Annotated in this window: 19 protein-coding genes; 7 read left to right on the forward strand and 12 right to left on the reverse strand. The window is 38.8% G+C overall.

The genetic code is table 11. The annotated features are described in order from the left end of the window. The gene (locus BIZ36_RS10200) at positions 1–1,179 is read right to left on the reverse strand and encodes an Lnb N-terminal periplasmic domain-containing protein (RefSeq protein WP_187457798.1); all 1,179 of its coding nucleotides are present in this window, start codon (positions 1,177–1,179) and stop codon (positions 1–3) included. 200 nt (positions 1,180–1,379) lie between these two features. Between BIZ36_RS10200 and BIZ36_RS10205 the strand changes: the two genes are divergently transcribed. Further along, positions 1,380–2,135: a CDP-alcohol phosphatidyltransferase family protein gene (locus BIZ36_RS10205; protein WP_187457799.1), complete on the forward strand. Its 756-nt coding sequence runs from the start codon at positions 1,380–1,382 to the stop codon at positions 2,133–2,135. A gap of 4 nt (positions 2,136–2,139) precedes the next feature. Here the strand turns inward: BIZ36_RS10205 and lptB are convergent, their stop codons facing one another. From lptB to BIZ36_RS10220, 3 genes are all read right to left on the reverse strand, one after another. Continuing rightward, entirely contained in the window at positions 2,140–2,880 is a 741-nt protein-coding gene (gene lptB / locus BIZ36_RS10210) for an LPS export ABC transporter ATP-binding protein (RefSeq protein ID WP_187457800.1), read from the reverse strand. An 85-nt stretch (positions 2,881–2,965) separates the two neighbouring features. Next, entirely contained in the window at positions 2,966–3,808 is an 843-nt protein-coding gene (gene tatC, locus BIZ36_RS10215) for a twin-arginine translocase subunit TatC (RefSeq protein ID WP_187457801.1), read from the reverse strand. Continuing rightward, entirely contained in the window at positions 3,808–4,773 is a 966-nt protein-coding gene (locus BIZ36_RS10220) for a KpsF/GutQ family sugar-phosphate isomerase (protein WP_187457802.1), read from the reverse strand. The genes tatC and BIZ36_RS10220 overlap by 1 nt, the downstream gene beginning before the upstream one ends. Before the next feature lie 253 nt (positions 4,774–5,026). On the opposite strand from BIZ36_RS10220, the gene recQ reads away from it, so the two are divergent. Continuing rightward, positions 5,027–7,237, forward strand: coding sequence for a DNA helicase RecQ (gene recQ, locus BIZ36_RS10225; protein ID WP_187457803.1), 2,211 nt, complete (start codon positions 5,027–5,029; stop codon positions 7,235–7,237). Between the two features lie 82 nt (positions 7,238–7,319). Here the strand turns inward: recQ and BIZ36_RS10230 are convergent, their stop codons facing one another. From BIZ36_RS10230 to BIZ36_RS10250, 5 genes are all read right to left on the reverse strand, one after another. Further along, positions 7,320–8,372 carry a S66 peptidase family protein gene (locus tag BIZ36_RS10230; RefSeq protein ID WP_187457804.1) on the reverse strand — a complete coding sequence of 351 codons (1,053 nt, stop codon included), beginning with the start codon at positions 8,370–8,372 and terminating at the stop codon, positions 7,320–7,322. 82 nt (positions 8,373–8,454) lie between these two features. Then, entirely contained in the window at positions 8,455–9,786 is a 1,332-nt protein-coding gene (locus BIZ36_RS10235; protein ID WP_222937343.1) for a carboxypeptidase-like regulatory domain-containing protein, read from the reverse strand. A gap of 113 nt (positions 9,787–9,899) precedes the next feature. Beyond that, positions 9,900–10,631: a 23S rRNA pseudouridine(2604) synthase RluF gene (gene rluF / locus BIZ36_RS10240; RefSeq protein WP_187457805.1), complete on the reverse strand. Its 732-nt coding sequence runs from the start codon at positions 10,629–10,631 to the stop codon at positions 9,900–9,902. A gap of 102 nt (positions 10,632–10,733) precedes the next feature. Continuing rightward, positions 10,734–11,870, reverse strand: coding sequence for a serine hydrolase (locus BIZ36_RS10245; protein ID WP_187457806.1), 1,137 nt, complete (start codon positions 11,868–11,870; stop codon positions 10,734–10,736). Next, complete coding sequence (locus BIZ36_RS10250; RefSeq protein WP_187457807.1) at positions 11,863–12,117, reverse strand: hypothetical protein; 255 nt, start codon at positions 12,115–12,117, stop codon at positions 11,863–11,865. The genes BIZ36_RS10245 and BIZ36_RS10250 overlap by 8 nt, the downstream gene beginning before the upstream one ends. 111 nt (positions 12,118–12,228) lie before the next feature. Between BIZ36_RS10250 and BIZ36_RS10255 the strand changes: the two genes are divergently transcribed. The 5 genes from BIZ36_RS10255 to BIZ36_RS10275 all read left to right on the forward strand — a co-directional run bounded on the left by BIZ36_RS10255 (position 12,229) and on the right by BIZ36_RS10275 (position 18,678). After that, positions 12,229–13,119, forward strand: a complete 891-nt coding sequence (locus tag BIZ36_RS10255; protein ID WP_187457808.1) for a peptidylprolyl isomerase — start codon at positions 12,229–12,231, stop codon at positions 13,117–13,119. Further along, complete coding sequence (locus BIZ36_RS10260) at positions 13,112–14,557, forward strand: peptidylprolyl isomerase (protein ID WP_222937344.1); 1,446 nt, start codon at positions 13,112–13,114, stop codon at positions 14,555–14,557. Before BIZ36_RS10255 ends, BIZ36_RS10260 begins: the two co-directional genes overlap by 8 nt. Positions 14,558–14,561: 4 nt before the next feature. Next, the gene (locus BIZ36_RS10265) at positions 14,562–15,515 is read left to right on the forward strand and encodes an AAA family ATPase (protein WP_187457810.1); all 954 of its coding nucleotides are present in this window, start codon (positions 14,562–14,564) and stop codon (positions 15,513–15,515) included. A gap of 251 nt (positions 15,516–15,766) precedes the next feature. Further along, on the forward strand, positions 15,767–18,034 hold the full coding sequence (locus BIZ36_RS10270; protein ID WP_187457811.1) for an aconitate hydratase: 2,268 nt from the start codon (positions 15,767–15,769) through the stop codon (positions 18,032–18,034). A 92-nt stretch (positions 18,035–18,126) separates the two neighbouring features. After that, positions 18,127–18,678, forward strand: a complete 552-nt coding sequence (locus tag BIZ36_RS10275; RefSeq protein ID WP_187457812.1) for a TlpA disulfide reductase family protein — start codon at positions 18,127–18,129, stop codon at positions 18,676–18,678. A 4-nt stretch (positions 18,679–18,682) separates the two neighbouring features. Here BIZ36_RS10275 and BIZ36_RS10280 read toward each other — a convergent pair whose 3' ends face one another. The 3 genes from BIZ36_RS10280 to crtID are packed head-to-tail and all read right to left on the reverse strand — an operon-like array spanning position 18,683 to position 21,452. Then, positions 18,683–19,144, reverse strand: a complete 462-nt coding sequence (locus tag BIZ36_RS10280) for a sterol desaturase family protein (protein ID WP_187457813.1) — start codon at positions 19,142–19,144, stop codon at positions 18,683–18,685. Position 19,145: 1 nt separating this feature from the next. Further along, entirely contained in the window at positions 19,146–19,985 is an 840-nt protein-coding gene (locus BIZ36_RS10285) for a phytoene/squalene synthase family protein (RefSeq protein ID WP_187457814.1), read from the reverse strand. Positions 19,986–19,991: 6 nt separating this feature from the next. Next, positions 19,992–21,452 carry a bifunctional phytoene desaturase/3,4-desaturase gene (gene crtID, locus BIZ36_RS10290; protein WP_187457815.1) on the reverse strand — a complete coding sequence of 487 codons (1,461 nt, stop codon included), beginning with the start codon at positions 21,450–21,452 and terminating at the stop codon, positions 19,992–19,994. Between the last annotated feature and the right edge of the window lie 4 nt (positions 21,453–21,456).

Consider the following 21,456-nt stretch of genomic DNA (forward strand, 5'->3'; position numbering starts at 1 on the left):
TTAAGCTAATAAAGGTTTCTGATAAGACCAGAATAAAAATAAGTACCGAACGGCTAAGGTAAGCCAAAGTAGGATCAGAACGGGTGAAAAAGATTGTAATCCCACAAGCCACACAATTGCGCTTACCAGGATTAGGCCTAGGGAGAAAAGGGCATATTTAGCAACCCAATTGGGGCCTTTTCTTTTTGAAACTATAAAGGCAACAAAAAGATGTGCTGGAAATGCCCATAAGATGTTATAATTGTCCGCAGTCTGCGTATGATTGGTAAAGAACCAAAGAAAGATAATACCGGCACCAATGAGACCGGGTACTAGAAAAAGCACAAAATCTAGCCATCTTCTGCGAGTATTGTTCTTAAAATCCAAAAAGGTTAGTAATAATACCGCAATCAATATTAGTAGAAACCAAAAGGCAGGGGAGAGTAAAAAAAATGTTGACCTGTCTACGGGTTTGCTTTCAAAGAGTGTTTTGGCATTTTGGGCCAACGCTTTGTCATTTAAGGTGGCTACCGCAATTTGTTCCATCGTATAATCCGGTAGGAACATATGCTCATAAGGTGTGGCATAATCATCTACCAAAGAGCCTAAGGCCAAATCAATCCCAAAACCCAGCCACGAATTAATGGAAACAAAATCCCTGATAAGTTCCCTGTGAGAAACAACAGGTTTATTTTTTAAATAATCTTCCTCAAACCGGAGTTCGTCTCCAAAGTTTTCTTTAAGAACATCCCATATTTTGGTAGAACAGTTGTCATAAAAGAAATCATATTTATAATCCCTGTTTTCAGGTCTATAATTGTTCTCAAGGAATTGGAAGAGTTTTTGCTTTTCCGGAAGGGTTAAGTCGAGAACTTGTTCCTTGACCCATCTATTTTCTTCTTCGTAGCTTAACAGAAAATAGGGAAAACTCTGTCTTGCCAAAGTGTAGTCAAGTTTGCCTCTTGCAAATTTTAAAGTGAAATTGGGCGTAGTAAAATCAAATGTACCGTAGTTGTATACCACATCAATTTTTTGTGAGGCATCATAGACCCTAATGGAACTATGACCAAAGGAAGAATACACTTGGTCACCCGGCCCACATGTTATAATACTAAGTTGCGATTGTGGAGTAAGTTTTACTTTTTGGCTATATGCATTTAGGCAGAGTGCCGTAAGTAACAATAGAAATACTTGTCTCAATGGCGTTCTTGTTATGGCAATTAATAGGGCAAAGATGCGAATAAATTATGGTCTTACCTGATTGATGTTAAATTGTGTTATTTTTACTTTGTAATCGTATCAACAAGGGTGGAAACCTATTTTAAATCTCCCTTTTGTATAAGCAAATTCGGGATTACAACTAGTTTGATCCTGGGGGATTTTTGAGAAATTTTGCATGTATGAAAAGACATATACCTAATCTTATCACCTTATTGAATGTTTTCTGTGGCTGTATAGCGGTAGTTTTTGCAGTTCTAAATCAACTGGAGTTTGCCGCTCTTTTCGTGTTTTTGGGCATATTCTTTGATTTTTTTGACGGACTTGCGGCCAGGCTTTTAAAGGTACAAAGTGACTTAGGTGTTCAGTTAGATTCGCTTGCAGATATGATTACAAGTGGAGTGGTGCCTGGTATCGTTATGTTTCAGCTATTAGGAATGAGCGAAACCGGTGGTTGGAATGCCGGAGGCTTTATGGAAGCCGGTTCTGCTGCCGGAAATATATCCATGGTATTTAGACCGTTGCCGCTATTGGGATTTGTTATAACCATGGCTTCGGCATATAGGCTTGCGAAGTTTAATATCGATGAAAATCAGGTTTCCTCTTTTATAGGGTTGCCTACACCTGCAAATACACTTTTAATATTATCCTTGCCATTAATTTTATTTCATAATGGTAGCGATATTTTAAGCGGGATTATTTTAAATCAATGGTTTTTAATTGCGCTAACCTTTCTAAGCGCGTACCTTCTAAATTCAAAAATTGAGCTTTTCGCCCTAAAATTTAAAAATTGGGGTTTTAAAGATAATGCACTAAGATATATTTTTATAGTATTGAGCTTGGTGCTGTTGGTAACCTTGGAGTACCTGGCAATTCCGTTTATAATAGCATTTTATATCATAGCTTCGGTGGTCGTAAAATTGGGAGGCAATAAATAGGGTTTTAAAAATCCAATTTCTTCTTACGTAGTTCAAAATTTTGGCCTAGGTATACTTTACGCACCATTTCATCTGCCGCCAAATCTTCGGGAATTCCTGACTTTAAGATACCTCCCTCGAACATTAGGTAGGACCTTTCAGTAATGGCCAATGTTTCTTGAACATTGTGGTCCGTTATAAGAATCCCAATGTTTTTGTTCTTTAATTGGGCTACGATGCGTTGAATATCTTCAACGGCTACAGGGTCGACCCCGGCAAAAGGTTCATCCAACAAAATGAATTTAGGATCCGTGGCCAATGCCCGGGCAATTTCAGTTCTACGTCTTTCCCCACCCGAAAGTAGGTCTCCTCTGTTTTTTCTTATATGACCAAGACCAAACTCCTCTATTAGGGACTCCATTTTCATGTGCTGTTCTTTCTTGCTCAGTTTGGTCAATTGTAAAACACTTAGTATGTTTTTTTCAATACTTAACTTTCTAAAAACCGAGGCTTCTTGGGCTAGATAACCAATACCATTTTGCGCCCTTTTGTACATGGGGTAATTGGTAATTTCTGTACCGTCTAGAAATATTTTGCCACCGTTTGGTTTAACCAAACCAACAATCATGTAAAATGAGGTTGTTTTACCGGCACCATTAGGACCTAGTAGACCAATAATCTCTCCTTGATTTACCTCTAGTGATATGCCTTTAACCACTTTACGGCCCCTGTAGGATTTCATTATATTGTCTGCACGTAACTTCATTTATACAATTGTTTAAAAAAGGAAAAGTCGATACATTTTCTAAGTAACATCAAAGAAAAGGGAATCTTTTTACTCAGCGAGGTGTTTACGTTTTCTTTAACCCTTTTTGTTCTTTTCTGGCATCTTTTTTAAGAACGTATCCGGAAATATAAATACTTATTTGATAAAGTATTAAAACCGGTACCGCCACTATAATCTGGCTTGCTACATCTGGAGGCGTAATTACTGCAGATAGGATTAGCACGATTACCAAGGCTATTTTTCGATATTTCTTCATTATTTCCGGGGTAATCAAACCCACCTTGGTCAAAAAGAAAATGATAATGGGTAGTTCAAAAAGAATACCGCATGCAATGACAGCAGAACGTACCGTTCCAATATAGCTGTCAATATCAAATTCATTTAGAATTTCGGCACTTACCTGATAACTTCCCAAGAAATTAATGGATAAGGGGGCTACTACATAATACCCAAAAAGCACACCCATAAAAAATAGGAGTGAGGCTATCAAAATAAATCCTTTTGAATGTTTTCTTTCCTTCTCGTAAAGTCCCGGACTTATGAACTTCCATAATTCATAAAGTATATATGGAAAACCAAGAATAAAGCCTGCCCAGATAGACGTCCAAATATGCATGGAAAACTGAGCGGACATTTGCCTACTTTGTATACTAAAGGGTAATTTATCGGCACAAAAGGCAGAATCAAAACCTAAATAAGTGGCAATATCACAGAACAACTTATAAGTTGGGAAGGACATTTTAGATGGTCCGAAAATGACCGTATCAAAAATAAAACTCTTTGCGAGGAATGCGACGCTTCCGATAAGGACAACGGCTATAGTGGATCGGATTAGGTGCCAACGTAATTCTTCAAGGTGGTCTAAAAACGACATTTCGTCGGGAGACTTCTTATTAACTTTCGCCATTATAATATGCCTTCATTTATCAAATTGTGCAAATGTACAACTCCCACGTATTTTTTGCCCTCTACACCCAATAATTGTGAAATGCCATTTTCCTGCATGGTTTCCAAAGCTTCAATAGCCAAAACCTTGGTAGATATGGTTTTTGGGTTTGAAGTCATGATGTCCTTGGCAATCAAGCCACTTATGTTATCGTACTTATTTAACATACGCCTAATATCCCCATCGGTAATAATGCCAACCAACTGTTCATTTTCGGTCACAGCGGTGACCCCCAACATTTTCTGGCTAATTTCAACAATTACTTCTTTTACACCTGTGGAAAGATGTACTTGCGGAATCTGGTTCTTTGCCACTATATCCGCTACGGTTAAATAGAGTTTTTTGCCCAAGGAGCCGCCAGGGTGGTACTTGGCGAAATCTTTACTGGTAAATCCTTTAATTTCCAATAGGGAAATTGCCAATGCATCGCCAATGACCATTTGGGCCGTGGTGCTAGTAGTGGGAGCCAAGTTATTGGGGCAGGCTTCCTTTTCAATGAAAGTGTTAAGAGTATAATCTGATTCGGACGCTAAATACGATTCCTGATTGCCTGTCATGGCAATTAATGGATTATTCGCACGCTTAAGCAACGGAACCAATAATTTAATCTCAGCAGTGTTGCCGCTGTTGGAAATGCATATGACCACATCATCTTGCTGTATGGTACCTAAATCCCCATGAATGGCATCTGCGGCATGCATGAAAATGGCCGGGGTCCCTGTCGAATTTAAGGTGGCAACAATTTTGGAGGCTACAATGGCACTTTTGCCAATACCGGTAACAATTACCCTGCCCTTGGATTTAAGGATGCAATCCACAGATTTTGCAAAATCTTCATTCAAAAGGTTGCCTAAATTAAGGATGGCATTCCCCTCCGTTTCAATGGTTTTTTTAGCAATCGAGAGAATAACTTTTGTATTGCTCAAAGTAGATTCAATGTTAGAAGGTTGTTAACTTTGCGCGCTTTTTAACGCATAAACATGCACTTTTCCTAAAACTATACAAAAAGCCAATGGTTTAGAAAAGATTGTGCTATATTTAAAGTTACAAAATTACAAAACTAACTATAAGGGAGTTTCACTCCTTTAAAATTAATTTAAATCAAACCTTAATTCCCCCGCACAAGAAAAATGAATTCTCTTAACTTGTTTTTCAACATTCAACATTATAATATAGCTTATGGCGAGTGATAGACCGGTTGTTAATGATAGCAAATTGCATGCGGCGCTCAAAAAGTATTTTGGGTTTGCAGAGTTCAAAGGGCTTCAGCAAGACGTCGTCACCAGTATTTTAGAAGGTAATAACACTTTTGCCATCATGCCTACCGGAGGTGGTAAGTCTTTATGTTACCAATTACCGGCGCTTATGCAAGAAGGAACGGCCATTGTGGTATCGCCATTGATCGCCTTGATGAAAAACCAGGTAGATGCCATTAGAGGTATTTCAGACCAAAACGGTATTGCCCATGTTTTAAATTCTTCTTTAACCAAAACTGAAATAAGACAGGTAAAGCAAGATATTTTAGACGGGGTCACCAAATTGCTTTATGTGGCTCCGGAATCCCTTACCAAGGAAGAAAATGTTGAATTTCTCCAAAGTGTAAAGCTATCGTTTATAGCGGTAGACGAGGCCCATTGTATATCGGAATGGGGACATGATTTTAGGCCGGAATATAGGAACCTTAGGAATATAGTGAATCGGTTAGATGATTCCATTCCGGTTATTGGTCTAACGGCCACTGCCACGCCTAAAGTTCAAGAAGATATTATTAAAAATTTGGGCATTACGGGAGCCAAGACTTTTAAGGCTTCCTTTAATAGGCCCAATTTATTCTACGAAGTTCGTCCAAAAACAGCCAATATTGATTCCGATATTATCCGCTTTGTAAAGAAAAATGCTGGTAAATCGGGGATAGTTTACTGTTTAAGCCGTAAGAAGGTGGAAGAGTTGGCACAGGTACTTCAGGTCAACGGGGTGAGTGCCGTTCCCTACCATGCTGGATTTGACGCCAAAACCCGTTCCAAATATCAGGATATGTTCCTTATGGAGGATGTGGATGTAGTGGTGGCGACAATTGCTTTTGGAATGGGAATAGACAAGCCAGATGTGCGTTTTGTGATTCACCATGATATTCCTAAGAGCATTGAAAGTTATTATCAGGAAACCGGTAGGGCCGGAAGGGATGACGGGGAAGGGCACTGTCTAGCCTTCTACGCTTATAAGGACATAGAAAAATTGGAAAAATTTATGTCTAACAAACCGGTGGCCGAACAAGAAATAGGTAACGCCCTTTTACAAGAAGTGGTGGCCTATGCCGAAACATCCATGAGCCGCAGAAAATTTATGCTCCATTATTTTGGGGAAGAGTTTGATGAGGTAAATGGAGATGGTGCCGATATGGACGATAATGCCCGAAACCCCAAGGAAAAAGTTGAAGCCACTGAGGATGTGGTCAAGGTTTTAAAGGCTATAGAGGGTACCAATGAAAAATTTAAGTCCAAGGAAGTAGTAAAAACGCTTACGGGAAAAGTAAATGCCTTGATTACCTCCCATAAGGTTGACGACAAGGATGTGTTTGGTTCTGGGTCAGATAAAGGGAAGGAGCATTGGATGGCGCTTATACGTCAAATGATTGTGGCCGGGCTTGTTAAAAAGGAGATTGAGCAATATGGAATTCTCCATGTCACTCAAAAAGGGAAGGATTTCATGGCCAAGCCAGACTCTTTTATGATGACCAAAGACCACACCTATACCAGTGCCGGAAATGATGCCATTGTAAGTGCGGGAAAGGCTGCCGTTGCGGACGATAATTTGCTTAAACAGCTACGAGACCTTCGAAAATCTCAAAGTAAAAAGTTGGGTGTACCGCCGTTTGTGGTATTTCAGGACCCTTCTTTGGAAGATATGGCCATGAAATATCCTATTTCTCTAAAAGAGTTGACCAATATCAATGGAGTAGGTGAGGGTAAGGCCAAGAAGTACGGTAAACCTTTTGTGGAATTTATTTCTGCTTATGTTGAGGAAAATGATGTGGTAAGGCCCGATGATTTGGTGGTTAAAAGTACAGGGGCTAATTCCGCGTTGAAGCTTTATATCATTCAAAATGTGGATAGAAAGTTGCCTCTTAGTGATATTGCGGATGCCAAAGGACTTGAAATTCCGGAGTTGATCAAGGAAATGGAGCTAATTGTCTATAGCGGTACCAAGCTTAATATCGATTACTGGATCGATGAAATACTTGATGAGGACCAGCAAGAAGAAATACATGATTATTTTCTAGAGGCAGAGAGCGATAATTTAGAAGAGGCCATGCAGGAATTTGATGGAGATTACGAGGATGAAGAGTTAAGGCTTTATCGTCTTAAATTCATTAGCGAGGTCGCTAATTAGCTTTCAGGTAATGAAACTGATGATAAAAGGGTCCTTGAAATACTATTTCAAGGACCCTTTTTCTTTAAATACACTATTTGGATTAACTAACCGCCTTTTCCAACAATGTAAGCGATAGCCTGTCCGCATCCATTTCCGCTTCAATTCCTATGGGAAACGTAAAATTATTTTCTACATGGCCAAAACTCAGACCGTAGGCTACTGGAATGCCTAAAGGTTTTAGTCTATCTACAAGAACTTCTTTTAAAGAGAATGATAGCTCGTTATTGGAAGAATTACATCCAGCGCAAACTCCAATTGCTATGGCTGCAGCATTTTTAAATGTTTTGCCTTCAATCAATTGAGTGAGCATACGGTCTATTCTATATGGTGCTTCTTCCACATCCTCAATGCAGACAATGGAATCCGTAAAATCAATCTCATGAGCCGTACCTATTAAGGCGTTGATCAGTGTTAGGCTACCTCCAGATAATCTTCCTTTTGCCTTGCCTGAAGTAATGGTATAACGTTCGTATTCTGGATTTAGACTTTCTTCTTGAGACAATTTTACGTTAGTGAGTTCATAGTTTTTCTTTGGATGCATCAAAACATTTTCCAAATGATTTATGCTATAGGCATCGTTAAGCGTACTCCCTACAGGTCCATGAAAGGTTACCAGGCCCGTTTCCTTAAAAATGCCGTTTAAAAGTGCCGTGATATCACTGAAGCCAACCAGTACTTTTGGGTTTTTTCGAATGGAGTCATAGTCAATCATGTCCATAATACGGGTGCAACCATAACCTCCCCGGGCGCAAAGTATACCATCTATTTCAGGATTTGTAAACATTTCGTTGAGGTCTTTTGCCCTTTCCTCGTCCGTATTGCTAAAATAACCGTGGTTACCAATTATCCTTTTGGTGTAATGCGGTTTAAAGCCCATTTTGGCCAGTGTTTCAATAGCGTCTTTGAGTACTTCAGGCTTAACGGCATAACCCGGGGCCACTAAGCCTATTGTATCCCCTTTTTTTAACCCTTTGGGCAGTATTCTTTCTTGTTGTCCTAAAAAAAGTGGTTTATGGGCGGATAGGACGTTGGGTACTAATAAGGCTCCTGCCCCGGTTAAGGCAGTACCCAAGAATTTTCTACGGCTGGCCATATGTTTCGGTTTAAAACGTGAATTTAAAAAGAATAAAAAAAACGGCCACTAGGGCCGTTCTAGTTTATGGATTGAAGTAGGATTATGGAACGGAAGCGCCACCGCTTGAATTGGCTCTTCTCAATTGCCGTTGAATTTTTTTAATGGCAGATTCAATGGATTTCTCAGGTTCTATGATGTTGTATTCACCCCAAAAATCTGGGTCAGCAAAGCCTATAGCCTCATCACTTAGTATTATGGAGGTCTTAATGCGATCTCGGGATTTTGGATAATCAGCAACCATGTTCTTTTTCCAATCGGTTACTGCCATCTCGCAGGTCATGGTGTAAACGGAGTTGAAAAGTCTTCGGTCCCAGTTTATTTTAAATTCCAATAAGACATTGCTATACCCATAATACCATTTTCCATTTTTTTCTCGATAATCTACTCGGTAAGCCACTTCATTGGGCCAGACCTTGGCATTTGCCGGTTTTCGTTTCACAAAGAGTCTGGAAGCAATTTCTTTGTCCGTTATATTCAGGCTATAAATTGCGCTGGTAAGAATTTTGTTATCGGCATCTATATATAGTTTTCCCTTGTACAAAGGGTCTGGAATGTATGGTTTTTGAGCAAAGTCTATAACATAGATCAATTTGTTGTTGACCAAGGTGGAGCGATCAAATTTAAAGTCGTAATAATCGATGGACTCCGGTGAAAAAATATACTCTGGATATTTCATAATATCCACAAAAAGGGCATTAAAAGGTCCTCCTTGTAGCTTAAGTGCTACCGTATCCAATTTGTTATAGTCCGTACTTTTGCGTGCTTTATAGAGCTTTACTCCATCTTGTTTAAGACTGGTATATGGGGTTTTGTAAATATTTACGACTGCTTCTGAAAGTGAAACATTCTGTCTTCTCTTTTTAATCGTTTCCCGGTAAAACGCAGTCATTAAGGTTGGATCTTCAAAATAGTTTTCCCCTTTTCTTTTTAGGGTTTCCCGTACCAGGTTTTCAGCGTCTTTCGGGATAGTCACATTAATTTCGGGCAGTTCTGTAACCGATATATCCATAGTGATACGGTTGTCACCATTTTTAAGCTGGCCTAGAGCAATAGTCTTGGTTTTGTAACCCAAAAAGGAGATTATGATATTGGCATCCGTAATATCTTCCGGAACTTTTAAAGAAAATTCGCCTTCTGTATTGGTAATGGTGCTAATGTTGGATTTTTCAACCATTAGCGATGCAAAAACTAATGGTTTTTTAGTGTCGGAATCAACTACTTCACCTTTGTAGAGTTTAAAATTAGTTTCTTCTTGGAGTTCTTCTTGAAAAAAAGCGAAAGAATACTCTGTGCCAACGAGTACCGAAAACATCGCAATGCACAGTAAATTAATCCAGAGATTTCTCGCTATGTAACCTATTGAGCTTAACATGTCTTTGTAATTTGAGGAATTGAGTCTCTCTAAGTTACTAATTTTTAGCTTGATACCCTGTTAAAAAAAAGGTATTGTTGGGAGCAAATTAAAAGTAATTCAAACTTAGAATGTTAATCGTGGGTTTTGGAGGACGCAGATACCAAGCGATTGATTTCTTTAAGCTCTTGGTCAGTCAAGTCTCGCCATTTTCCTACGGGAATATCCAAAGAAACGTTCATGATCCTGATCCTTTTTAGTCTTGTTACTCGGTAATCCAGATATTCGCACATTCGCCTAATCTGTCTATTAAGGCCTTGGGTGAGGATAATCTTAAATTCAAAAGCACCTATTTTCTCTACTTTGCATTTCCGGGTTACGGTGTCTAAAATGGGAACACCATTTCTCATTTTATTTAAAAAATCTTCCGTAATTGGTTTATCCACAGTTACCAAATACTCTTTTTCATGATGGTTTCTGGCTCTTAAAATCTTATTGACTATATCTCCATCATTGGTCAAAAAAATAAGGCCCTCACTGGGTTTGTCCAGCCTGCCGATAGGGAAGATTCTTTTTGGGTAGTTGATAAAGTCAATAATATTATCCTTTTCCACTCTAGTATCGGTGGTGCACACAATGCCAACGGGTTTATTGAATACAATGTACACAGGCTTATCTTTTGGTTCAGAAATAAGTTTTCCGTCTACCCTAACTTCATCTCCATCGGTAATTTTAGTACCCATTTCGGGTACGCTTCCATTAATGGTTACCCTGCCTTGATCAATAAGTTTGTCGGCAGCTCTTCTCGAGCAATAGCCAACTTCGCTCAAATATTTATTAATTCTTGTTTGTTTGGGTTCTTGCACGCCGCGCTCTTTAGTGGTACAAATTTAATAGAATCTAAAATTCTTTCTACAAAATCGAAAACGTCATTGATTAGGCTTTTGGTTAAGCAAGTGTGAAAGGATTCATTTAGTGCGTTCTAGCTCTATCTGATAAATTTGTCTTCCTAATTCCGCTAAAAAAGGAATGCCAATTTCATCATATTCATATTGGTTATCATTGAAAACCTCGTTATTATTGACAAGTATGGTTGCTGTTAGCAAGAATTCCACATTATTTTTTTCGTCCTTAATATAAGCGCAGTCCGTTAAGGTTCCATATGCAAAACCTACTTTATTATAAATTTTTATGTGATCTGGAATTCTCTCCTTGGTATCGCCATACATAAAAAATTTACAATATCCATCATAATAGGTAGCCTCATCGTATCCGACTTTTCTGGGAACTGTGTGCATGGATTCTAGCAAGTACTCATGTTGTCGGGAAGAAAGTTCAAACTGTTCTGATTTAGGGTACGCTTCCGGGAAAACAACACGTTTTAAAAATTCATGCTGTGCCTTAATAGGATAGTAGTTTTTAAGTGAGAAATCAAAACTTTCATTTATGAGCCGCCCTTCTTCAAAATATCCTTTTCCTTTTTTAATGCCTGATAAGTCCAATGGGTCTGGGGTGGTATTAATCGACCCTTCCATCAGGTAAGTGGTACTATCATTTTCAAAAACAATCAATGGTTTTGTCCTCGGGTCACCTGTATGGTAGCCCAGCCTATGGGAAAACCTTACAGGCTCAATGCCCTTTTTGGTCAGTTGCTGGTTAATATGATCCATTCCCATAAACTCTACCAATCGATTATTCGCTAGGTTGTCACTTACAGCGAATATTTGGGTGACGTCCTTTGCAAAATTGGATTCAATAGTGTCTCCTTCAACAAAATACTTAGTGTACATACCCATGGAATCCGTGGCATTTAGTTTTTCCAATGCCAGTACCGCTATCGGAAATTTTACAGTACTTGCCGGGTAGAAGTATTTATTTTCATTGACCTGTAAGTCATAATCTTTAAAGGTTGGTTTTTCTGTACTGCGATCTATTTGGGTATAACGTATCTGTACTTCGTACTGTTCTACACTATCCATCACCCTTTTGATTTTTGGATGGTCAGATGTTAACGCAGCTTCCAAGGGATTTAAAACAACTTTTCTTTCAGAGCAACCATAGATGACGGAAACGAAAACAAGTAGCAAGGCAAGTAGTCTATTCATTTTTGGGATGTTGGTTGTAAATTTCTCCTCTATGGGGTTTAAGGGCATCTCTTACGGCAATCATTTCAGACTTGGTTACCACCATAAAGGCGATACTGTGTAATTCTGTTAGCTCTTTGAATCCAGTGATAGTGAGGTTGGTTTTTTCTAAGTCAATATATTCTTTTAAGTGTATTTCATGGTGTTCAGCTGTTTTTTTGGCAGCCGGACCTCGAAAATCCCAAATTAACTTTATGAGTTGTTCCATTGGTTGGATTAAAATATTTGTAAAGTAATGAATTAATGGGGCGCACGCCAAAAATCTGTTAAGTAATAGATTAGACTTTGTGCGAGATTACAGTTTTGCTATTTTTGCGGGATGAAATTTTTACATTCCTTGGGAAAACAAGGGGGATGGTGCACATTCCTTTTGTTTGTGGTGTTCTTAAATGTAGGATGCGAATCCCTGTTTAAAAAGAAGGAGCCTAGCTTTGTGGCGAGAGTTGGGGAAAACTATCTTTTTGAAGATGATATCAAAAAACTCCTGATAGAAGGAATGTCTAAAGAAGATAGTGCTTCGTTCGTAACCAATTATATAAACAACTGGGCATCTAAACAGTTGTTATTGGATAAGGCCAAAATTAATCTCCCGGAAGAAAAATTGGCGGAATATGACGCATTGGTGGCAGACTATAGAGCGGATTTATATACCAGGGCCTATAAGGATGCATTGGTGCGCCAAGGAATAGATACCTTAATCACGGAATCTCAACTTGAGAATTTTTATGAGTCTGAAAAAGAGAACTTTAAATTAAAGGAAAAAGTGGTTCAAATAAGGTTTGTGGAGCTTCCCAGACAATTTTTGAACAAAGATGAAGTTATTGATAAACTGAAGAGCTTTAAACCTGAAGATCAGACCTATTTGGATTCTATTGGTGTGCAATTCAAGAAGTTAAACTTTAATGATAGCATTTGGGTGAGTGCCCCCAGGGTTATTGGTGAAATTGCTCCCTTAACTTTTGAAAACGCCGATAAACATCTAAAAAAATCACAATTTTTTGAGATGGAGGATGATAACGGGGTATATTTGGCCAAAGTGGTAGATGTTAAGGATATTAATGATACAGCGCCACTTTCCTTTGTTGAGCCTCAAATAAAACAGGTTTTGTTGAGCAGGAGAAAATTGGATTTTCTTAGGCAATTGGAAACAGAGGTGCTGGATGAGGCAATAAAAAAGAATGAATTTGAAATTTATGCAGAAGATGAATAAACTTTTTGGATTATTTTATTTCATGTTCGGGGTGATCCATTTTGGTTACGCTCAAGAAGATGTAAGCGTTCAAGATGGTCAGGATGAGGCTATGGCTTCAGTTGAAACGGAAGAGGTGGCCGTAATGAAGGATACCGTTAGAAATTTTAAAAGGGTCAAATTAGATGGTATTGCCGCAGTGGTTGGTGATTACGTTATTTTGGACTCCGATATAGAAAAAACACTGATCGATTTAAAAAGTCAAGGTGTTTCAACGGCCGATGTTACCCGTTGTGGGTTGTTGGGGAAATTGATGGAAGACCGGTTATATGCCCATCAGGCAGTTCAGGATAGTCTTTTGGTTTCCGATGATGAAGTTGCCGCTACTACGGAGAGACAAATTCAAGGTTTTGTGCAGCAAATAGGCTCCATGGAAAAATTGTTGAAATTCTACAAAAAAGAGGACGAGGCAAGTTTGCGAGAGGATATCAACGAAATCAATAAACTTAGAATGCTTTCGGAAAAAATGCAAGGTAGTATTGTTGAAGAAGTGGAAATCACTCCTGAAGAGGTGCGACAGTTCTTTAATAAAATACCCGAAGATGAGCGTCCTGTGTTTGGTGCGGAGATGGAAATTGCGCAAATAGTTAAATCTCCAAAACCAACAGAAAAAGAAAAACAGAATGTTATTGACAAGCTCAATGCGATCAAGGCAGATGTAGAGGATAATGATGCTAGTTTTAGCGTTAAGGCCATTCTTTACTCCCAAGATCCCGGGTCAAAGTCAAAAGGTGGATTTTATAGTATTACAAAGGAAACCGGTTTTGATAAGACCTTTAAGGATGTGGCCTTTAGTCTTAAGGAAGGTGAGATTTCAGAACCTTTTGAAACACAATTTGGTTATCATATCATCTACATAGAAAAGATAAGGGGGCAGGAACTGGACTTAAGGCATATTTTAATGCAGCCTGAAATTTCCCAAAAGGCTTTGGATGATGCCAAATCTGAGCTTGATTCCATTAGAAGCCATATAGAGGAAGGAAAATATACTTTTGCCCAAGCGGCCTTGAATTTTTCAGACGAGAAAGAGACTAAATATGATGGGGGACTATTAAGAAATCCAACCACTTTTGATTCTCGTTTTGAACTTACAAAGATGGATCCAACCTTGTATAATCAAGTAAGAAATCTAAAGGATGATGAGATTTCATACCCCATATTGGAGCAGGATCCACGCGGAGGTGGTCCTAAATATAAAATTTTAAAAGTAACCAATAGGTTTGATGAGCATGAGGCCGATTTTGCCAAGGATTATCTAAAGATTCAACAATTGGCAAAGACAGAAAAGCAATATAAAGCCATAAAAGAGTGGATGGACGAGCATATCGAGGAAACTTATATTAGCGTTAACGAGTCCAATCACGAATGCGATTTTGCCAACAACTGGGTAAAAAATTAATTGCATGTCAGATGTAGCGGCAATCGATCAGCTAGTTGATAAACACCAAGCACTTAAAAAGGAAATAGCCAAAGTAATAGTTGGGCAAGAGGAGGTAATCAATCAAATTCTTCTTAGTATTTATACAGGAGGGCATTCGCTCTTGATAGGGGTTCCTGGTTTGGCAAAGACCTTAATGGTCAATACCATCGCCAAAACTTTAGGGCTCGACTTTAAGAGAATTCAGTTTACCCCAGATTTAATGCCCAGTGATATTCTTGGAAGTGAGGTTTTGGATCAAAACCGAAATTTTAAGTTTATTAAAGGCCCCGTATTCGGCAATATCATATTGGCCGATGAAATTAACCGTACCCCTCCAAAAACTCAGGCAGCTCTGCTTGAGGCAATGCAGGAAAGGGCGGTCACAATTTCAGGAAAGCAACATAAGTTGGAACTTCCTTATTTTGTTTTGGCCACTCAAAACCCTATAGAACAAGAGGGGACATACCCATTGCCGGAAGCTCAATTGGATAGGTTTATGTTTGCCATCGAGCTTAAATATCCCTCCATTGAGGAAGAAATTGCGGTGGTAAAAGCTACAACTACAGATGATGTCACCCATGTCAACTCGATGTTCAACTCAGCCGAAATTTTGGATATTCAGCATTTAATAAGAAGAATTCCGGTTCCTGATTCTGTTGTGGAATATGCGGTGAAGCTTGTAAATTCTACGAGGCCTAATTTAGATTCGGCTTCAGATTTTGTTAGGCAGTATCTGGATTGGGGGGCAGGTCCAAGGGCTTCTCAAAACTTAATTCTTGCCGCTAAGGCCCATGCGGCCATCAATGGTAAATATTCCCCTGATGCGGAAGATGTACAGGCCGTAGCTACCGGTATTTTGAGACACAGGATAATTAAGAACTACAAGGCAGAGGCCGAAGGTATATCCGAAGAACAAATCATTCAACAGTTGTTGTAAAACTACCTGTACCTTATCTTTTTTGGATTGGGTATGTCATTTTTTTTGCTCTTTAATGGATTAACGGTAGCCTACGTTTGCCCAACTTGAACGTATCGTATTTCTTACTACTTGAATAGTGCGTTTATAACAAAATGCATCGTGTTATTTAAATTCAATAAAAACACAATAAACCTTCTCTAAAAAATTTTAAAACACTTTGTATTTTAGTAATTTTGTAGGATTACAATAACCTAAAACGTAAAAAGACAATGGCATTCGATATCGATATGATTAAAGAGGTGTACGCCAACATGGCCGAGCGTGTTGATAAGGCCCGTGAAATAGTTGGAAAACCTCTTACCCTCTCGGAGAAAATTTTATATTCCCACCTGTGGGATGGTAATCCTACCACAGCCTTTAAAAGAGGTAAGGACTATGTGGATTTTGCTCCAGATCGTATTGCTTGCCAAGATGCTACCGCCCAGATGGCCTTGTTGCAGTTCATGCAGGCCGGAAAGAAGAAAGTGGCAGTGCCAACAACGGTACACTGTGATCACTTGATTCAAGCCAAAAGCGGTGCTGCAAAAGATTTGCAGTCTGCCAATAGCACAAGTGCTGAGGTTTTTAACTTCTTGGAATCAGTTTCCAACAAGTATGGAATTGGTTTTTGGAAACCTGGCGCAGGTATCATTCACCAAGTTGTTCTTGAAAATTATGCTTTTCCAGGGGGAATGATGATCGGAACGGATTCGCATACCGTAAATGCCGGTGGACTGGGAATGGTTGCCATAGGTGTTGGGGGTGCAGATGCAGTTGACGTAATGGCCGGTATGGCTTGGGAGCTTAAGTTCCCTAAATTAATTGGAGTTAAATTGACCGGAAATATCTCTGGGTGGACTTCTGCCAAAGATGTTATCCTTAAGGTTGCAGGTATATTAACCGTAAAAGGAGGTACTGGAGCTATCATTGAGTATTTTGGAGAAGGTGCCAAGAACCTTTCCTGTACAGGCAAAGGAACCATCTGTAATATGGGTGCCGAGGTTGGTGCTACCACTTCTACTTTTGGTTATGATGATTCTATGGAGCGCTATTTAAGAGCTACCGATAGAAGTGACGTAGCGGATGAAGCTAATAAGGTACGCGAGTATCTTACTGCTGATGAAGAGGTATATGCCAATCCTGGTGAATACTTTGATGAAGTTATAGAAATAAATCTTGATGAATTAAGGCCTCATTTGAATGGACCTTTTACTCCAGATTTGGCTACTCCTGTTGGTGAATTGGGTGTGAAGGCTAAAGAAAATGGATGGCCAATCAATGTTGATTGGGGATTGATCGGTTCTTGTACCAACTCTTCCTACGAAGATTTAACACGTGCCGCTTCCATTGCAAAACAAGCCATTACTAAAAAGATTAAACCAAAATCCGATTTCGGGATCAATCCTGGGTCAGAGCAAATCAGGTTTACAGCTGAAAGGGACGGATTACTTCAGATTTTTGAAGACTTAGGAGCTACCGTGTTTACCAATGCTTGTGGACCTTGTATTGGTCAATGGGACAGAAGTGACCTTAAGGGGGATGAGAAAAATACGATTGTACACTCCTTTAACCGTAACTTCTCTAAGCGTGCCGATGGTAACCCAAATACCCATGCGTTTGTTGGGTCACCAGAAATGGTTGCTGCTATTGCTATCTCCGGTAAATTGGATTTTGACCCAATGAACGATACCCTTATCAATGAGAATGGAGAGGAAGTGAAGCTAGATGAGCCCATGGGGATAGAATTGCCAATTCAAGGCTTTGAGGTGGAGGATGCCGGTTATTTGGCTCCAAAAGAAGATGGATCTGATGTAGAGGTCATTGTTTCCCCAGAATCGGAAAGATTGCAATTGTTAAGTCCATTCGTTCCTATTGAGCCAGAGCAGATGAAAGGAGCCAAGTTGTTGATCAAGGCTTTTGGTAAATGTACAACTGACCATATCTCTATGGCTGGTCCTTGGTTACGTTTCCGTGGTCATTTGGATAATATTGCCAATAATACCTTAATCGGTGCCGTAAATGCCTTCAACAAGAAGACCAATTTTGTAAAGAGTCAGTTGACAGGAGAATACGGAGGAGTTCCAGATGTACAGAGAGAATACAAAGAGCAGGGTATAAAGACTATTGTAGTGGGTGACCACAACTATGGCGAAGGATCTTCTCGTGAACATGCGGCCATGCAACCAAGGCATTTAGGTGTTGCAGCTGTACTGGTGAAATCATTTGCCCGTATTCACGAAACAAATTTGAAAAAACAAGGTATGTTGGCTCTTACTTTTGCCAATGAAAACGATTATGACCTTATTCAAGAGGATGATACGTTCAATTTCCTTGATTTGGCAGCATTTGCACCAGATAAACCATTAACTATAGAGATTGTTCATGCTGATGGTAGTAAAGACACCATAAAAGCAAATCACACTTATAACAATGCACAAATAGGTTGGTTTACTGAAGGGTCTGCCTTAAATGTAATCAAGAGAGAAAACGCAGCTTAATCGCTGTTATAATAATCGAAAGAAAAAACTCCCGCTTTATACGGGAGTTTTTTAGTTTTGAAACGCTTGTATTATAGTGTTAAGATAATTTCATGAAAAGAAAAACTGTATTTACGCTTCTACTGATTGTATTCATCCTATCTTTTTTTATAACCCCTGTAGGATATTGGTCCAAGAAAAAATTAATGCAAGTTTTCGCACCCTCCCCAGAAATTATATCACAAGAAGATAGAATCCACTTGCAAGAATATGATTGGAGACTAAAGGACGCAGATTGGGATTATTTTAATCTGAGAATATCGGAAGGGAAACCTTTATTCATTCATTTTTGGGCATCATGGCACTTACCAAGTTCCTCTGAATTGGATGACATACAAAGACTTTACGATAAATATAAGGGTAAAGTAGATTTCTATATTATTACCAATGAAGAGCGCGAGCCTGTGCAAGAATTTTTAGGAAAGAACAAATATACTTTTCCTATTACCTATAGAATTGTTGGAGAGCCTGCACCGGTTGAAATATTAGAGCCTTCTGGAACCTATATTATTGACACGGAAGGTTCTATTTTGGTGAAGTCACTGGATTCTAAAGATTGGTATAATGATAAAATTAAGGAAATCCTAGATGCGATTGGTAATTAATTGATCAGCTACTTTTGGCGTTCTTAAAATACTTGAAAGGAACAAATAGCATACCGAAGCATTCTCCATCTTCTTTACCAATATGTTTGTGATGCATCTTATGTGCTCTCCTAACTCCCTTGGCATACCAATGATCGGCTTTTCTAAACATTTTAAATCTTTGGTGGATAAAGATGTCATGAACCAAAAAATAGGCGATACCATAAGCTAGAATACCGAATCCTAAAGGCCAGCCATACCAAAACGATGTTTGTGCACCTAGATAAAACAAGACCATACTTACAATGGCGTAAAAGATAAAAAAAGCGTCGTTGCGTTCAAACCAAGAATCGTGGTCCTTTTTGTGATGGTCTCTATGTAAACTCCATAAAAATCCATGCATGATATATTTATGGGTAAACCATGCCATAAATTCCATAAAGCAAAAAGTTCCAAGAAAAATAAGAATCCAAATTAGAAACTTCATATTATACCAGATTCAATTTATAGTTTACGTAGGACTGTGCCAATAATCCAAATTTTTCATAGTTGGGAACGCGTATTCTTACATTTTTGATTTCCAATGGTGGCGTATTCTGTAATTTTTTAAGAAGTCTTGAATAATACTTATATGCTGTATATACCCCAAATTGAGCCTCTGCGGGCAATTTCACTATCCCTGAATAGCCTAAGGCGAAATCTGCCTTTATTTCTTCCACAATAAGTTCTTTGGTGGTTTCGTCCAATTCTTTAAAATTAGTATTGGGAAAATAACTTCTGTTCAGTTCTTCATAATCCGCCTTTAGGTCCCTTAAGAAATTTACCTTCTGAAATGCAGAACCTAAGGCCATTGCGGTTTCCTTTAGTTCATGGTACTTTTCATCATTTCCCTTTACAAATACTTTAAGGCACATGAGACCTACCACATCTGCAGAACCATAAATATACTCCTTGAATTCGGTTTCTGTCAAATAAGTATTTTTATAGAGGTCCGTACGCATACTTTTCATAAAAGAGGCAACCAAGTGATAAGGTATTTGATATTTGTGATAGGTATGCTGGAAAGAATTTAAGATAGGGTTTAAACTTATTCTATTTTCAAGAGCCCGGTCTAAATCCCTTTGAAACTCATTAAAAAGTTCCTCTTTGTCATAATCATGAAAGGTGTCTACAATTTCGTCCGCAAAACGAACAAAACCATAAATGTTGTAAATATCTGCCCTAATGGAAGGCGCCAACATTTTAGTTGCCAGACCAAAGGAAGTACTATAGGATTTGGTCACAATCTTGCTACAACGGTACGAAACTTGATCAAATAATGCCTTCATAATTTTTTACTTTAGGTTTTTCATAATTAAATCGGAAACTAGTTTTCCTGAAATCAAAGCGGGCGGGACCCCTGGGCCGGGTACCGTTAGTTGTCCGGTAAAGAATAAGTTCTTTACCTTACTGCTCATAAGTTTAGGGCGTAAAAAAGCGGTTTGTGTAAGTGTGTTGGCCATACCGTAGGCATTGCCTTTATAGGAATTATATTCGCCTATAAAATCATTGACGCAAAAAGACCTCTTGAAAAGAATATTTCCTTTAACGCTCTGGCCAGTAATTCTTTCAAAACGGTCTATCACAATATCATAGTACTGGTCTCTTAATTCTGCACTATCTTCTAATCCTGGGGCTATTGGAATAAGAAAGAAACCTGTTTCACAACCTTCTGGTGCCATTGATTGGTCCGTTACGGAAGGAAAGTTGGCATAAAATAATGGGTCTTGGGGCCAAGAAGGATTATCGTAAATCTCTTTTGCATGCTTCTCAAAATCAGTATCAAAGAAAAGATTGTGATGCTCAACATTGCTAAGCTTTTTATTAAAACCGATATAAAAAAGTAGGGATGAGGGTGCAAATACCTTGTCTTTCCAATACGCTTCTGAATACTGTCTTTCCTTGGGATCTAAAAGACTTTCAGAGTGATGGTAGTCTGCTCCACTTAAAACGGCATCCGCCACAATTTGGTTTCCGTTGATAACTATACCGTTGGTAACACCATTGATAGTTGTAATTTTTTCAACCGGACTATCCGTATGTATTTCCACACCCAATTCTTTGGCCAAATTATGCATGGCCCTTATTATTTCATACATTCCGCCTTTTGGATGCCAAGTGCCTAAACCAAAATCGGCATAATTCATAAAGCTGTAAAATGAAGGAGTCTGACTTGGTTTAGCTCCTAAAAACAGCACTGGAAACTCCAATGTGGAGACCAATTTTGGGTTTTTAAATTTCTTTCTAACCTCTCCGCTAATCGTTTTAAAGAACTGATCTACTCGCATGATAGTTTCAGGGGTAACCAATTCTAGAGGGGAGAGGCCGGGTCTGAGCACTACCTTGTTAATAGCTATATCATAATTGGTTTCCGCTTTTGAGATAAATTTCTTGAGATGAACAGAACTTCCCGGTTCTATGCGTTCAAATTCTACACAAATTTTATCCAAAGAATCACCGATGGTCAGTTGCTCATCGGTAAAGAATATTTTGTAAGCAGGATCAAGTTTGTCCAAATGATAGTAATCGGATGTTTTTTTGTCAAAATCGGAAAAGAATTTATCAAAAATATCTGGCATCCAATACCAACTAGGCCCCATGTCAAAAGTAAATCCAGATTCTTTAAACTGTCTAGCTCTACCGCCTACAGTAGGATTTTTTTCGTAGATAGCAACTTCAAAACCGGCCTTTGCCAAATAACAAGATGCGGAAAGCGAAGAAAAACCTGAACCTATGACGATTATTTTTTTTGACATTGTA

The sequence above is a fragment of the Cytophaga sp. FL35 genome (genome assembly GCF_014349235.1).
GTDB lineage: Bacteria > Bacteroidota > Bacteroidia > Flavobacteriales > Flavobacteriaceae > Euzebyella.